This window comes from Paenibacillus sp. FSL R7-0313, assembly GCF_037969885.1.
Lineage (GTDB): Bacteria > Bacillota > Bacilli > Paenibacillales > Paenibacillaceae > Paenibacillus.
The window spans coordinates 6730617-6746739 of sequence record NZ_CP150219.1; the positions used below are offsets into that span (position 1 = coordinate 6730617).

Sequence of the window (16123 nt, forward strand, 5' to 3'; positions counted from 1 at the left end):
GTAAAGTATTATAACATTATTTTGTCATTAAGATGCTTGGTTTTGTAAAAGATTGTTGAATCTTGACAAAGTCCAAACCGAAGAGCTGCAGCATACGGTAAAGTCCCGATCTGCAGCTCTTCGGTTTGTTCGGATTTCAACGGCTAACATCATAAAGCGATCAGCCTAGTTCAGTATTGCTGTCTTATGCTCAGCCAGCAATCGATATGAATCCAACCTGCGCTCATAATCTGGTCCTGCCGTAACCAGAAGCAACCTCTCCGAATCCAGCCTGCGACTCACCTGTTGCAATCGAGCCCATACCTGCTCAGGTGTACCTGCATAGTGCCGTACCGATTCATTTTGATCACTAACGGCTTCATCACTCGTGTTAGAGACCGCGATACCACTTGAATTCGGCTCCGTTGAACGTTCTTTCCCATCCAGCTTGCGCCTCTCCACCATGTCACGACTCCAGTCCAAAGCATCCGTCTCTGACTCGGCACACAATACGCTCACTGCCACCATAACCTCAGGCACCTTCATCGTTGCACTGGGAATAAATCCTTCTCGGTATCGCCTTACAGCCTCTGTACCATCGGCATCACTCATGAATTGACCAAAGACATATCCCATGCCAAACCGTGCCGCAAATTCTGCACTCTTCACGTTAGTTCCCAACATCCAGAGTGATAACGGAAGCTTGGGAATCGGACGAGCTGTCACGGGATGATCCTCGTACATGTAGCGGTCTTCGAGCAGTTCCGTGAGTGCTGCGAGCGATTCAGGCAGCTTGGACACATGCTGCAAGTAATTGCCACTGAGTGCCATCGTGGCATGAGGTCCACCGCCAGGAGCACGTCCGAGCCCAAGCTCAATGCGCCCCGGATAGAGCGCAGCCAGCAGGCGGAACGACTCCGCAACCTTGAGCGGGCTATAATGCGGCAACAAGACCGCACCAGAGCCAAGTTGGATCTTTGTTGTCCTTGCTCCGATGTGGGATAACAGTACTTCGGGAGAGGCCGATGCCAATTCAGCCATATCATGATGCTCTGACGTCCAGTATCGTACGTATCCCCAAACCTCGGCATGTTGCGCAAGTGTCACCGATTGTTGAAGCGCCTGTTCCGCTGTGGCATCGTTTAACCTTGGAACAAGGTCAAGTACGCCCAGACTGAACGTCTCACTCATTCGCTTAGCCACGCGTCTCATCTCCCTTTATATCGGTTAATTTTAATCCAGATCGTAGATCGAACCCACCTTCAGACCGTAGAGTTCATTATATATTTTCTCGGCAAATGCATCCGTCATTCCTGCGATATAATCGATCACCATGTGTTCCCAAGTCCAGATTGGCTGGGCTTTGGCTTGATCCTTCTCATACCGCTGCAGCCAGTCGGATGGAATAATGGATTTGGACGTTTCCGGATCGAGGAATGCATCCCATAATCGCTTAATCATCCACTCACTGCGCTTCTGTAGCCGCTGTACACGCAGGTCACGAATCATGGTCACCCAGGCAAAACTCTTGAGCACACTCACCGTACGCAGCATGTCGAGGTCTTCAGCCCCTTCACGGACAAAGGTTACCTTCTTCCAGTCGCCATCGTCAATAACGCCCAGACTCCCTACAAAAAAGCTCACCCAGTAGGCTTTCACTTCACGACGGGTACGCGAGTAATCATGTTCGCAGAAAGGCATCTTTTCATTCCAGATGCGCAGGAACGAAGCGAGTACCTCTTCTACCTTTTGCCCAATCGCTTCTCGGGTCCATCCGTTCCAGAACAGATCCTCCAGCGTTGTAATTTTATCCACAATCAGTCGATTCACATGTGGATCTTGCAGGAAATGCTCATGTACTTCAATTTTGCCTGCTTTGATGCCATCCTCGAGGTCATGTGAGGAGTACGCAATATCGTCGCAAAGGTCCATCAGCTGTGCTTCCAGCGTCTTCTTGCCTGCCGGCACGTTCCAGCGATCACGGATCTCCCGAATATATTGCCACTCATGATGATACATGCCTTTTTTGCTCTCTGTCCCAGGGTACGGATACTTGTTGATTCCTAGTAATACCGCATCAGACAGGTTCAGTCCGTCGATATCTTCACGCTTCTCCAAGTGCATAATGAGACGGAAGTTATGCGCATTGCCTTCAAAATGCTCGTATTTCCGTTTTAACTCGGCACGGACTTCAGACTCCACCTTGGGAACTTTGGCGCTGCGGCTTTTTTTCATGATTTTCTTAGCCTCGGTGTTAATGAGGTCATCCAGAATGCCATCCAATACTTCTTCACCTTTATGTCCAAACGGCGGGTGACCGAAGTCATGTGCGATTGCAGCGCACTCCACCACTTCTGAATCAATAATAAGGCCGGGGTTGTCCGCACGGTCCCAATCCACCTCGGGGAAACGGCGAATCAGACTGCGGGCAGCCTCGCGTGCAATCTGTGCCACCTCCAGGGAATGGGTCAAACGAGTACGATAATAATCACCCGTTCCTGCGCCAAACACCTGCGATTTGCCCTGTAACCGACGGAAGGTCGGTGAATGAATGAGTCTCGAATAGTCCCGTTCATACGCTGCACGAGATCCATCCAATTTGGTTAATTCGGGATATTGTCTATGTTCTCTCAGATCGTTCCATTGCATGGGGATCACTCCTAGCCGACTGTCTCTATTTTGAGTGATTATACACAACATCTGTGGTTTCGAAAAGTAAAACCTGTCTGCGATTGTCATCTCTTCTTACATCAACTTGTAATGAACAGTCATCTTCTCTTATTATACCCTGCCAGACTATCATCCGTGCATCTAAATGACAATGATTCATATTAAACTCACACTATCGTGACTAATGATGAAAAAAAGTGACTTATACAGTTTGCGTAGCCGTTCCGGTTACGGATCGTTCTTATGATCGCTGTTGTCTCCAGGTTTTCTGAATTCCCTTTACTAAGGGAAAAACCCGGAGACAAAGGCGAACGCTTCGCTTCTTCAGAATCGATTCCGTCCCCTTCACTACTTTTGCTGTACTTAAAATACATAATGGTATTCACCAGTTATCTCGCTAAAATTGGAGTGAAGATCAAGTTCAACTTATAATAATATCATCATTAGCTTCAATGATAGTCTGTCTCCCCCGCGCCCTCCCCGTTGTGGGTAAAAACAAAAAAAACGACAGGTCTGAAACGCCCTGTCGGGGTGGAGATAGTGGGTGCAACCGTATTTTGTAGTTTCCAGGCTATATAAGCTCTGAGCCTTTCACCCGGAAACCGCATGGAACATTCAATCACTTTGATTCAGTGCACCGTTATTATATCACTGCGATATTGCGAAAGTTTACACCATAACCTTACAGATATCGTTGGTGAACTCTACTGGGTCCTGAATTGGCAATCCTTCGATCAGCAATGCCTGATGGTACAACAGGCTTGTGTAGAGGTTCAGTTTTTCCTGATCCTGCGCGAAAGCGTCTTTCAACGATTTGAAGACATCGTGATTTACGTTGATTTCCAGCACTTTGTCGGCTTGTACGTTTTCGCTGTTTGGCATAGCTTTCAGGATTTTCTCCATTTCAATCGTCAGCTCACCTTCGGTGGACAAACATACCGGGTGGCTTCTGAGACGTTTGGAAGCTTTAACCGCTTTGACTTTACCCGCCAATTGAGCTTGCATCGCTTCAAAGAGCTCTTTGTTGTCGTTGTCCTGAGCGTCCGTTTCTTCTTTGTCCGCGCTATCTTCGATGCCCAAGTCACCACTGGAGATGGATTTGAATTCTTTCTCCTTGTAGTTCGTGATCATCTTGATTGCAAACTCGTCGATGTCATCGGTAAAGTACAATACTTCGTACCCTTTCTCAAGAACACCCTCGATCTGTGGCAGCTTCTCAATACGGCTAATGGATTCACCGGATGCATAGTAGATGTACTTCTGATCTTCCGGCATTCTGGAGACGTATTCGTCCAGGCTAACGAGTTTGCTCTCTTTGGAAGACGTGAACAACAGCAGATCCTGCAATGTATCCTTATTCACACCATAGTCGCTGTATACGCCATATTTCAACTGACGTCCAAACGCTTGGTAGAACTTCTCGTAGTTCTCACGCTCGTCCTTCAACAGGCTTTGCAGTTGGCTCTTGATTTTGTTCTTAATGTTCTTCGCGATCAGGCTAAGCTGACGGTCATGTTGCAACATCTCACGGGAGATGTTCAGGGACAGGTCTTCGGAATCCACCATACCTTTGACAAATCCGAAGTAATCTGGCAACAGATCCCCACATTTATCCATGATCAGTACACCGTTGGAGTAGAGTTCAAGGCCTTTTTCATACTCTTTCGTATAGTAGTCAAACGGCGTGTTCTCCGGAATAAACAGGATTGCATTGTATACCACTGCGCCATCTGCGCTGATATGCAGGTGTTTGAGCGGTTTGTCAAAACCGTAGCGTTTTTCCATATAGAAGTTAGTGTAATCTTCTTCAGTCAATTCGCTTTTATTTTTACGCCAGATCGGCACCATGCTGTTCACGGTTTGTTCTTCTTGGTATTCCTCGAACTCGTTCTCCGTGCCCTCTTTCGGACGTTGACCCGTTACATCCATCTTGATCGGGTAGCGAATGAAATCTGAGTATTTCTTGATGATGGATCTCAGGCGGTACTCTTCCAAAAATTCGTCATACGAATCTTCTTCGGTATTTTCTTTGATCGTCAGGACGATCTCTGTACCTACAGAATCTTTCTCAGCTGGTGTGATCGTGTAACCATCCGCGCCTTCGGACTCCCATTTCCAAGCCTCGTCGCTGCCCAGCGTTTTACTTGTTACGGTCAGCTTGTCCGCCACCATAAATGCCGAGTAGAAACCAACCCCGAATTGTCCGATGATGTTGTGGCCGTCTTTTGCTTCATTTTCTTTCTTGAACGCCAGGGAACCACTCTTCGCGATCACGCCCAGATTGTTCTCCAGCTCTTCCTGCGTCATCCCGATTCCGGTATCCGTCAGTGTGAGCGTGCGGTTTTCTTTGTCGATTGTGAGCTTGATGAAGTAGTCCTCTTTGTTGAAAACGAGTGAATCGTCGGTTAGTGCTCTGTAATAAATTTTATCAATGGCGTCACTGGAGTTGGAGATCAATTCTCTCAAAAAGATTTCTCTTTGGGTGTAAATGGAGTTGATCATCATATCCAGCAAACGTTTGGATTCTGCCTGGAATTCTTTTTTAGCCATGAATGGTTGGACTCCTTTCAAATTGGGATATCGAATGATTGGATTGAAAATAGGAAGTAACTGAGATAATCCTGCGGCCATTAGTAGACTCAAAAACCTTGATCGCTCTAGTCCACAGATATGTGATTCACTCTAATGGCTCATTATAAAAAATAAGTGCATGACGTTCTGCAATATAGCCGTTCCGGTTACGAATCGTTTTTCGGATCGCTGTTATCCCCGTATTTCTTTGATTCCCTTTTTAAAAAGGGAGAAATCCGGTGATAAAGGCGAACGCTCTGCTTCCTCCAAATCGATTTCGTCCCCTGCACTATTTTTGCATCTGATCAGCGACTGATTTTTTAGGATAGAGATCATCAATGAAGTGATATCTTTTATTAAACGTGGAATGCCGCTTCAGGTCTGTTGTGCCCCTTTGGGATTCGCATGTCTGACTCAGGTTCAATATCTATTTTCAAAAACAGAATCATCCCATATGTAGGCGTATAGTAAAAACATCATTTGTTAGCACTCTAATGATCGGAGTGCTAAACCCTTCCTTTTATATAACATATGGGAAAATTGGGTGTCAATACGCAGGCGGTTATTTTAACAAAAAGATTGAATACCCCTTCAACTTTTGCACATCACCAATCATTTTAACGTAATCCCACAGGTAAAACAAAAGCCGCCTCGAACCAAAGTTCGAACCGGCATGGTGAAAGATTGATTGTGATGTGTCTGTTGATATAGTAGATAGCGTTAAAACATATTTCATCTAATGTACCTTGGAGTATCCTCGGGCTTACTGTGTTGAGACTGATGTATGGGTACGTTGGGATATTAGTATGTTGGTACCTTGGTATTGTGGTTGCTTGAATGTCTTGAGCAGCATGGCAGTCACGCGTTAACGAACCTCAGAGGCGTTAAATGGCCTTTTTAGGAGGATTTCGTAAGCTAACGAATTGTAGACACGCTAATTCTTACCTTTAGCCAACCTTTCGAGACTTTCCGAATGTTTTTCGCAAAATAGCGTGCGTGAAGTTCGTTAGATTGGAAAATTTGCTGGAAATCGTAAAATAGGACCTCGTAGGTTCGTTAGAGTTGAAGCAAAAGTTGGCGTTACAGCTGCAAATAGGATTGCGATAAAAATTAGTGCTTACGGTTTGTGTTAAAGTTGCCTTTGGCACGCATGCTGTGTTACGGAATAAGTTAGCGTTGTTAGAGCTAGAATTTCAAATCAAAGTTACAGCTTGAGTTCGAGCTTGGGTTATAAGTTTCAGTTTCGGTTTCAGTTTCGGTTTCGGTTTCGGTTTGAGTTTAAGCAGAAGTTAGCGTTACGGTTAGAGTCAGAGCCTTCTATTTTTTCGCCATTTTCGGATCAAGGGTATCGCGTAGTCCATCACCCATGAGGTTGAAGCCAAGCACGGTCAACATGATGGAAACGCCGGGGAAAATCAGCGTCCACGGGGCTTTTTGTATAAACTGACGGGAGTCCGACAGCATTTTGCCCCATTCCGGGTCGGGTGGTTGCGCACCCATGCCTAGAAATCCGAGTGCAGCGGCCTCGATGATCGCCGTCCCAATTCCAAGTGTACCCTGCACGATCAGCGGAGTAAGGCTGTTGGGCAAGATGTGACGAAACAAGATTCGCCCGTTGCCCGCTCCAAGTGTCCGTGCCGACGTTATGAATTCCTCCTGTCTCAAGCTAAGTACCCGTGAACGCACCAACCTTCCGTAGGTCGGGATGTTCACGATGGCGATGGCGAGCAGTGCATTTTGCAACGACGGGCCCAATATCGCCACAATGGCGATGGCTAGCAAAATCCCGGGAAATGCGAGCAAGATATCAAATAAACGCGAGATGAGCATGTCCGCCCATTTTCCATAAAATCCGGCAATCAGACCCAGCAGCGTGCCCGCAATAATGGAACCAATGACGGAGAAAAAGCCCACCCACAAGGAAATACGCGCCCCATGCAGCACTCTGGAAAAAACGTCACGCCCCAGATCATCGGTACCAAACCAATGCTCTGCCGAAGGGGCCTGAAGCCGATCCACCAGCACCTGTTCCTTGTAATCGTAAGGTGCAATGTATGGCGCGAGAAAGGCCAAAAGTATAAAAAATACGATAATAATCAGACCAGCAAGCGCAAGCCGATTTTTCCGAAACGTTCTCCACGCTTCCCGCCATGGACCGGATGTACTCGCTGTTGCAGCATCAATGGATGGTCCGGTATTGGTCGATAATTTGGCCATGCGGCGTCCCCTTTCCTGGAAATGAATATAACAAAAGATCAACGAGTTCTATTACACTCAAGCACTACGATTGCAGTATCATCTTCTGATCGCTGTTATCCCCAGATTATATTGATCCACCTATTTAAAGGCGAAAATCCGGTGATAAATGCGCAGCCTATGCTTCCGATGTAGCTTTCTTTTAGAAAGCTTTTAGCTTCGCTTCTGCAGATTGGTTCTTTATTGAGTCCCTATTTATAACTAATACGAGGATCAAACACGGCGTAGAGTAAATCTACAATCAGGTTGATCACCACGAAAAAGAACGCCACGATCAGAATGCCACTCTGGATCACTGGATAGTCCCGCGAACTAATTGCTTCATATATATAACGTCCCACGCCAGGCCAAGCAAAGATCGTTTCGGTCAACACCGCACCCCCGAGCAACGATCCAGTCTGGATGCCGATAACGGTAAGCACGGGTATAAACGCATTTTTAAGTGCATGTCCATATACGACAAAAAACGGCCCCAGTCCCTTCGCCTTTGCTGTACGAATATAATCGGAACTCATCACTTCCAGCATGCTGGAACGGGTCATCCGGGCAATAACAGCCATTGGAATCGTTCCCAGTGCAACACTTGGCAGAATCAAATGTTTCGTTACGGTCCACAACTGATTCCATTGTCCAGCAATCATCGTATCCAGCACATACAAGCCCGTAATGGCTTCCACCGGATCACGTGCATTCATTCGTCCAATGGATGGCAGCCACTGTAATTTGTTCGCAAACAGCCATTGTTCCATCAGACCTAGCCAGAAGATCGGCATCGATACACCCACTAGCGCAATGACCATGCAGCAATAATCAAACCAGGAGTTGTGCTTCCATGCACTGACAATCCCGGCATTCACCCCAATAATGACAGCAAACAACATACTTGCCATCGTTAATTCAAGGGTTGCTGTCAGATAAGGCACAATTTCCTGGGCAATAGGCACCTTGGTGCGGATGGACGTTCCCAAGTCTCCTTTGAGCAAATCGCCCAAGTAGGCGAAATATTGCTGGAACCAGGGTTTATCCAGACCGAGCTGGTCACGAAGGGCCTGCTTGGATTGTTCGGTTGCCTTTTGCCCAAGTATGGTCTCAGCGGGGTCACCCGGAATGGCGTGGATGATGGAAAAGACAATCAGGGTCATGCCCAGCAGTACGGGCAGCAACACAAGCACACGTTTGACAATATAGCTGTTCAATCCTGTTCACCTGCCTTCGACATATCGTGCAAAATAAAAAGCGCCGGCAGAAACGCATGCTTTGGATAGTTACGTCCGGATGTGGGGTCTGCCAAGCATTGCGTCTCACCAGCGCTTTGATAGAAAGAATGGTTAATGCGTTAGATGCATATTCAGATTCAATTTCCCTCTGCGCTATTCGAAGTAGGCACCAGCATAGGATTCACTGCCCAGCGGAGATGGTACAAAACCTTTCAGGTTTGATTTACCCGCCAAAATTGGCGTAGTGTGCACGAGTGGAATCCACGGTGCGTCTTCCTTGATAATCACCTGCGCTTGTTTGTACAGCTCGGCACGTTTCTCCTGGTCTGTTTCCTTCTGCGCATCGGTCAGCAACACATGCAACTCTTCGTTGACATAGAAGCTGCGGTTGTTGCCCGGAATGGCGTCTTTGTCGAGCAAGGTGTAGAGGAAGTTATCCGGGTCCCCGTTGTCACCCGTCCAGCCGAGCATATAGATATCGTCTTTCTCCCCGGCTTTGGCATCATCCAGATACGTCGCCCATTCTGGGGATTCAATGTTTGTGGTCACGCCAATTTTCTCAAAATCAGCCTGGATTGCTTCCGCAACCTTCTTGCCATCAGGCATATACGGGCGAGATACCGGCATGGCATAGAAGGTTACCGGATCAGGCAAACCGTCAGGGAAGCCAGCTTCGGCCAGTAGAGCTTTTGCTTTTTCCAGATCATATGGGTAATCCTCAATGGTATCGTTGTACCCCCACAGCGTTGGCGGCATCGGATTCACGGCAGGCTCAGCTTGTCCAGCAAAAAACGCATCAATAAGGGCCTGCTTGTTCACCGCATGATTGAGGGCTTGTCTGACTTTGACATTATCAAATGGTTTCTTCTTGAAGTTAAAGCCGATATACGCCACGTTGAACGGTGGACGCTCGATCTTCTGCAACTCGCTGTTGCCTTCAAGGATGGACAGATCGTCCGGGTTCAGGTCTTCCATGACATCAATCTCGCCGTTTTGCAGGGCATTGAAGCGAGCGGTGTTATCCGGAATGGAACGCACGATTACTTTGTTCAGCTTCGGCAGTCCTTCTTTCCAATAATCCGCGTTTTTCTCCAGGGTGATGGAGTCGTTACGCTTCCACTCTTTGAATACAAATGGGCCGGTGCCCACAGGCTCACTCTTAAAGTTTTCTTTTTTCTCCTGAATCGCGGTTGGGCTGGCAATGCCAAATGGCGTCATCGCAATATTTTGCAGGAAAGGCGCTTGTGGTTGGTTCAATGTGAACTCCACCGTAGTCTCGTCCGTCGCCGTCACTTCCTTGATCACACGTCCGTCCTCTGGACCAAACATGGAGTCATAATAATCGAAGGAATCTCCTTCGAATTTATATTCACTCGCCGGATCACCCCAGCGGTTAAAATTGAACACAACAGCCTCCGCATTGAAGTCAGTTCCATCATGGAATTTCACACCGGACTTCAGCTTAAACACATACTTGAGTCCATCCGCCGAAATCTCCCAGCTCTCTGCTAGTCCAGGAACGACCTCTGTTCCACCTTCCTTGTAGTCCAGCAATGAATCAAACACCTGATGTCCAATCTTCAGTGACTCCCCATCGGTTACAATCGCCGGGTCGAGTGCTACGGAATCCCCACCACGCCCCATAATCATCGTATCCTGCGCTTCCGTCACTTTGGCTGGTGGCTCGCTGCCTTCCGCCGGAGCAGGCGAATTCCCAGCCCCCTCATTGCTCGAGCAACCTGACAACACCAAGACGGTACTCAAAGCCAGAGTCAAAAAACCGGACATCCATTTCTTTCTCATTCGCATACGTACAACACCCTTCCCTGTCTCATAATGTGTGTGATACTGGCATGAAAAAACTTCAATGATAGCCATTGGTTCGGTGCTTGCTTGTATCAATGAAAGGCTTTAGGTGCCTGTGATACCTGAATTAAAGTTCCGGGAAAAGTAAGGCATGTATATAAACTGTAAAAACAGCATGGCAGACAGGTGAACAATATAAGTAAAAGTCAGATCACCATGCACATGGATTACGGATATGGACGATTACTTTTATAGAAAAAGAAAACGCACCCAACGAATGAAGTATCTTGCGAGATGAATCTATGCAATTGATTGAAATTGTTGCGATTTATTTGAACTAAGGTCAATTAGCAACAGCAAATGGTTAAGGACCGGTACGAGCAAGTTTAAGTCAGTGGATTGAAAATATAAGTAGGCATAAGGATATTACATAGCTGGCTACGCTATAAAGTCTGTTCCTTGAGCATGTCGACTTGGAGCATGGAGTGTGGGAACCCAATTAAGCATCGTTCGTTCGTTTGCAATACGTATGAAAGAAACTCAACATAGGCTAGGTTGCTTAGATGTGTAAGTTGTTTATGACGGTGGTTTTCTCTTGCAGATTGGATGTGTAAAACGTATGAACGAGTCATCTTGAGATGTTGGATTGTACAACAGGGAGACATTACAATAACTTCATATGTTATGGTTTTGTCATGATGAGGAGGATTGTGTAAATAAACTGTGGTAAAAAACAATTTCGTGTAACTTACTTTACATCACATTAATCAATTAGACAAGAGATTTACAGACATAAGTCTTCAACTTTATTATATGCGTTAATATTACTTACACAAAACACAAAAAAGGAACACAGTTCGACAAAAAGCGTCTTGTGTCCCTTCTCCATTCCATCCACATTCAGATAAAACCAATATTTTAATTTGCTAAGGATCAGCTCATTTTTTAAACAAACCTCTGCGATGCATCACGGTAATAAAACGGTAAAAATCATAACTCGCCCCATTATCAATGCTGAACAACGGATTCTTGGTGTCATATGCCAGCGCTGCATCCACAGCTGCTTTCGCCCATACTGGAACTTCCATTTGCTGACGCGCCTGCAGTTTATCAACCTGGGACTTAAGCGCATCAAACGCTGCTTTCTCTTCGACTGTCATCGGTTCGCCCCCTTTCGGTGGTTCGGTTGGTGGATTTGGGTTGGTTGGATTCGTTGGATTCGTTGGATTGGTTGGTTCCGGCGGTTTCGGGGTTGCTGCTGCGTATCTGGCTCTGAGCTGTGCCGCTGTTCCCTCGAATTCATTCATATCCACGTTTCCACTAATGCCATTCACCTTGCCCGAATCCGTGTACTGCCAGAACGTCCACCGCTTCCATGCCGGCTGGTCGTCTGGTACACGGGTGCTGCTGTAACGCGCGATCCACAGATCGTATGAGCTGAGTGATGTATCAAAATTCCCGGCAAATGAATTGCCCGTGTATATGATCGGTTTTACACCTGTCAGACGTTGTAATTCGGTTAAAAAAGCTTTGGCAACTGTATTCATCTGTGCTTTGCTCAGGTTGCCAGGGTTGTTCTCGTAGTCCATGACAGGTGGCAGTTGTAACGCCTTGGCGCCTCCAACTTTGTTAAGTGTATTGGCATAATGAGCTGCTTCTGCCTTGGCACCATCGGTAGATGTCGCACGGAAGAAATGGTACGTTCCGACCAGCATACCCGCCGCCAGTGCGCCTGTTACATTTTTCTGGTAATTCGGATCGGTATATGTCTGTCCCTCGGTTGCCTTGATGAACACAAATGTCATGCTACTTGCCTTCACCTTCGCCCAGTCAATATTGCCCTGGTATCGGGAGACGTCAATCCCTTGTGTGTTGCCCGAGCTTCTCGTTTGCATGTTTCTCACACCCTTTATGCGGCAAATTGCCGTTTGTATATAGTTAATGCGGTTGAGTTAGGAGTTGCTTGTGTGCGTGTCCCTGATGTGTTGGATATTACCAATTCATTCAATAGTAAATCCATAATGTATCTGTTAGACTACTTCTATTAGATAAAGACTCATTAATACAGATTGTAAAAACACTTCATTGGAGGTAAAGGATAATTGAAAAAGCTATTAACTGCCGTACTCAGTCTAACCGTTCTACTGTCTGCAACTTCAGCTGTTGTCATTCAGCCAAGCGTTGAGGCTGCTGCCAAAAAGAAAGAAAGTACATACCAAGAGAAGATGGCTTACTACAAAAAACAAATCAAAAAAATCAAAGGACAGATTGAAATCTTGCAGGCCAAAAGAGATTATCTTGAAACTTCTTCAGCAGCATACAGAGCTAGTCTCATGAAGGAAGACTCTTATCTGGAGCAGTTGATTTATTACAATACACTTATTGTTAAGCTAAACAAATAGTTAGTAAGAAGATTATACAGTCTATGAGTATCGGAAAATATTAAAGCACCCGGATCGGGTGCTTTTCTCATTCCAATTTTACTTCTATCCATTTTATCTTTATCTACATTACTAGAGAGCTGATTCACTACAAATGGTAATCATTTTTCTCAGCAGTTGGACTGCTATGCTCCGTTTTCTTTTCTAGCGACTTCGCATCTCCATTAGGGCTATTGATCCCCTTCTCGCTGTCTTCTGTTGGGGGACTAAAAGGTAAATGATTAGAAATGGTACCCTCTCCCGCCTTCCCCTTGAGTACTTCAATCGCCTGTCGGATTGCTGGCGGGATTGGAGCGCCCAACTTACCCCCATTTTCAATAATGGACAACAACTCATTAGCGATATAAAAAAAGGCGACCGCATCCCTGAACAAATGTCCGTCTCCCAGAACACCGTCCACCAGATGAGCCACCGATACCATTGCAAATATAAATACCTTCCGCGCAATACCGAACATTCCGACATTACTTTCTAACTTGCCAGTCATACCCGCCGCCGCGATACCGGTTAGGTAGTCAAGGATGACGAACACGAGTAGTACGCCGAGTACGCCTGACCAACCTCCAAAGAAGTAGGTTACTGAGCTGGTTAGGAGAGCGAGGAGCCATTTCCCTAGGTTTTCCTGTTGCATGGTTTCACCTCCTCAGATACTTAATTAAGTAAAAAAGCAAATCTATTTAATTAAGTTCGAGATTATATCCTCTAGTTTTTTTATACGCTCTTCAGGTGATTCATTTTTAAACTTATTTACAAAATTACTCTCGTTTAATGGAATTTTGTCCCCGATAATAATTTCCTTATCAGTAACTATGAAATCTATATTCTCTTCTTCGGTATTTAACCATACTAATGTCTCAAATTCACCTATAACTTCATTAGTAGTTATTTGTTGAATATTTTTTATAATCAAATTGACTTCCCTTGAATTAATCTCAAAAAAGTATGCGTTCATTCTTTATACCTCCTTATTGGAATAATTGAGCTCCTCCTGATTTGGTTATTGAACCTCCTCCTACTGAGTAATTATTAAGTATAAGTATGGATGAAGATATCCTTCCTCCGTAAGTGTTATTGGCACCTGTAATGTTATCAAAAACAGCGACGCATCCATCAGATAGATCAAAACACATAGACTGATTTGAAATTTTACAACTACTAGCATATAGACCTTGTATTCTTACAGCCCACAGTATACCAAATCCGGCCGTCGTTTTATTTACATAAAAAAATCTTAATTTACTGCAATTTTGAGCATATATACCATACAAGTTAGCGTTTACTATCTCTAATGGAACTTCATAATTTCCGTTAATAAGCACCTCAGCACTACAGTCATCTATACTGAAATAACCTTCTAATCTAATTCTTGGGTCAAATACAAAATATAATGGTGCACCATGAAATTCTTTTACTGTAATTTTTTCAGTGTAAGTTTCACTATTAGAAGTTGAACTGTTCTCAACTCTAATAGTTCTTACTCCTGCATTAAATTTTTTTAAAAAGTCTACTGCTGCCTGAATGGTAGAAAACTGTGCAGTCGATGTGTTTTTCCCAACTCGAACCGTAACTTCTCCACCCCGTAAATCAGCATCTCTTGAAACCTCATTCATAACAAAAGCACCTACTGAACTGACGTATATCACTTCATATACCACACTTGAATCAATGAAGTTGTTTGGCAAAGTGTAGTTTTTGAAATGCTCTGCTCTAAGATGATAATTTGTACCATTAATTTGTAGATAAGTTGGTGTATTCACTACTGAATTTGTTGTATTAAATTGAACTTTAAATGAGAATCCATTACTAACAGTTGGTGCGGAATTAAAGGCACAAACAAAAATGTTATTAGAGGATCGAACCGCTGCCGAAAATATATTGAGTGACTTTGAAACTTGGCTAATTTGGCTATCAGTATACATTTTTGCATTAGCCGTCCCTAAAGTGCTAGCCGCAATTCTCGCATCCCTAACAGCCTTCTCCGTAGCAGCCAAATCTTCACGGGTGCCATCAACTGCGTTGGACAGTTGGACGATACCCTTATCTGTTAAGGATGCATCATTAATAGCGATTTCCTCGACTTTCTGATCGGTGTATACCTTTACCTCTTCAATATCATCCCTTGTAGGTACTTTTTTCCATGGACCCCATCCGACATAATAGTTCCTTTGGAAAACTTGTAGGTTACTCGGTTCAAAGGTTGTTAGAGTTTGGACCACACCAGCATGTTTTTCTACTGTCAAATGAAAGGCTACTCCTACTGGAGAATTTGCTAAAGTTCCTACTGTGGCATTCGTTGGGCAATAATATTCCCCTTCTGTAATATAGCTATTTAGATCCGATTCCGCAGGTATAAGGATGGATTCTCGTGTCGCCATACCTGCATCAATCTTTTCAAAAATTCCGTTAATACTCTCCCGAGTCACATTCTCATTCCCCAAGGGAAGAGGTAATTTTAGTCGATCTGTTTCTTTTGGCATTACGCCCACACCTCCAGTTCATTCCACGTCAAGGACGCGGCATCGAGTTCGTCCCATGTCATTTGTTTGTTGTCCAGATCATCCCAGACCAGATAGCGATATTTATATTCCACGGCCATATGGGCCGGTTTCAATTCCTCAATCGCCCGTTTGAGATCGTCGATATTGGGCGGGATGCCCATCGTATCCACAAAGCTCACCGTAAAACTCCATGCTTCCGGTTGAAAAGTCACATCCACCTTGCCCCCGGCATATGCCTCAGCCACGTTCGCAACTTGTCTGCCCGAAAACTTCCCGGCACCACGCAGCTTGGACTCCACCACGGCACGCCGCTGCTCCACAGGTTTGAGACGATCCGTCTCAATGCCAAGCTCCTGCTCCCAGAAATCCAGCCCCCACGTAGCTGTACGAACAAAAAACTGCTCCAACGTCTCATCCAGCGCCTGGTATAGCATATCCATCTCGGTGCCTTTGGCCTGCATATCAGCCTGCATGACACGCGAAGTCTCGTAATACCTCGGCAAATACGAGAACAGCTCCCGTCCTTTCTCACTCGTCAGTCCAACATCTACAGTAGAAGGAGCACTCATGACCAGCATCCTCCTTTCCTTTCACATCATCATGGAGCTTCTCACTCACCAGATCCAATCCAGATTGGCGTATTTCTCCCAATCTCCCTTGGTCTCTGCACTCGCTAATAACTTCC

General features: G+C 45.4%; 12 protein-coding genes. 1 reads left to right on the forward strand and 11 read right to left on the reverse strand.

Going from position 1 to position 16123, the window contains the following annotated elements:
• Window positions 1-165 precede the first annotated feature (165 nt).
• The 7 genes from NSQ38_RS29530 to NSQ38_RS29560 all read right to left on the reverse strand — a co-directional run bounded on the left by NSQ38_RS29530 (window position 166) and on the right by NSQ38_RS29560 (window position 12394).
• On the reverse strand, window positions 166-1170 hold the full coding sequence (locus tag NSQ38_RS29530; RefSeq protein ID WP_339790764.1) for an MsnO8 family LLM class oxidoreductase: 1005 nt from the start codon (window positions 1168-1170) through the stop codon (window positions 166-168).
• 42 nt (window positions 1171-1212) lie between these two features.
• The gene (gene dgt / locus NSQ38_RS29535) at window positions 1213-2628 is read right to left on the reverse strand and encodes a dGTP triphosphohydrolase (protein WP_076209597.1); all 1416 of its coding nucleotides are present in this window, start codon (window positions 2626-2628) and stop codon (window positions 1213-1215) included.
• A gap of 690 nt (window positions 2629-3318) precedes the next feature.
• Window positions 3319-5199 carry a molecular chaperone HtpG gene (gene htpG, locus NSQ38_RS29540; RefSeq protein ID WP_076327316.1) on the reverse strand — a complete coding sequence of 627 codons (1881 nt, stop codon included), beginning with the start codon at window positions 5197-5199 and terminating at the stop codon, window positions 3319-3321.
• Between the two features lie 1338 nt (window positions 5200-6537).
• On the reverse strand, window positions 6538-7437 hold the full coding sequence (gene nikC / locus NSQ38_RS29545; RefSeq protein ID WP_253431493.1) for a nickel transporter permease: 900 nt from the start codon (window positions 7435-7437) through the stop codon (window positions 6538-6540).
• Window positions 7438-7667: 230 nt separating this feature from the next.
• Complete coding sequence (locus tag NSQ38_RS29550; RefSeq protein WP_017690144.1) at window positions 7668-8672, reverse strand: ABC transporter permease; 1005 nt, start codon at window positions 8670-8672, stop codon at window positions 7668-7670.
• Between the two features lie 174 nt (window positions 8673-8846).
• Window positions 8847-10496 (reverse strand): ABC transporter substrate-binding protein, encoded by a 1650-nt coding sequence (locus tag NSQ38_RS29555; RefSeq protein WP_339790767.1) that lies wholly within the window; start codon window positions 10494-10496, stop codon window positions 8847-8849.
• A 941-nt stretch (window positions 10497-11437) separates the two neighbouring features.
• The gene (locus NSQ38_RS29560) at window positions 11438-12394 is read right to left on the reverse strand and encodes a glycoside hydrolase family 25 protein (protein ID WP_339785698.1); all 957 of its coding nucleotides are present in this window, start codon (window positions 12392-12394) and stop codon (window positions 11438-11440) included.
• 207 nt (window positions 12395-12601) lie between these two features.
• Here NSQ38_RS29560 and NSQ38_RS29565 point away from each other — a divergent pair, with 207 nt between their 5' ends.
• Window positions 12602-12901: a hypothetical protein gene (locus tag NSQ38_RS29565; protein ID WP_339785701.1), complete on the forward strand. Its 300-nt coding sequence runs from the start codon at window positions 12602-12604 to the stop codon at window positions 12899-12901.
• Window positions 12902-13028: 127 nt separating this feature from the next.
• On the opposite strand, the gene NSQ38_RS29570 is transcribed toward NSQ38_RS29565, so the two are convergent.
• From NSQ38_RS29570 to NSQ38_RS29585, 4 genes are read right to left on the reverse strand one after another with little or no spacing between them, the layout of a single operon-like run.
• A complete protein-coding gene (locus NSQ38_RS29570) occupies window positions 13029-13571 on the reverse strand; it encodes a phage holin family protein (protein WP_339785704.1) in 543 nt (180 codons plus the stop codon).
• 42 nt (window positions 13572-13613) lie between these two features.
• A complete protein-coding gene (locus tag NSQ38_RS29575; RefSeq protein ID WP_339785706.1) occupies window positions 13614-13892 on the reverse strand; it encodes a hypothetical protein in 279 nt (92 codons plus the stop codon).
• 13 nt (window positions 13893-13905) lie between these two features.
• Window positions 13906-15417 (reverse strand): tail fiber protein, encoded by a 1512-nt coding sequence (locus tag NSQ38_RS29580; protein WP_339785708.1) that lies wholly within the window; start codon window positions 15415-15417, stop codon window positions 13906-13908.
• Complete coding sequence (locus NSQ38_RS29585; RefSeq protein WP_339785710.1) at window positions 15417-16007, reverse strand: YmfQ family protein; 591 nt, start codon at window positions 16005-16007, stop codon at window positions 15417-15419. Before NSQ38_RS29585 ends, NSQ38_RS29580 begins: the two co-directional genes overlap by 1 nt.
• Between the last annotated feature and the right edge of the window lie 116 nt (window positions 16008-16123).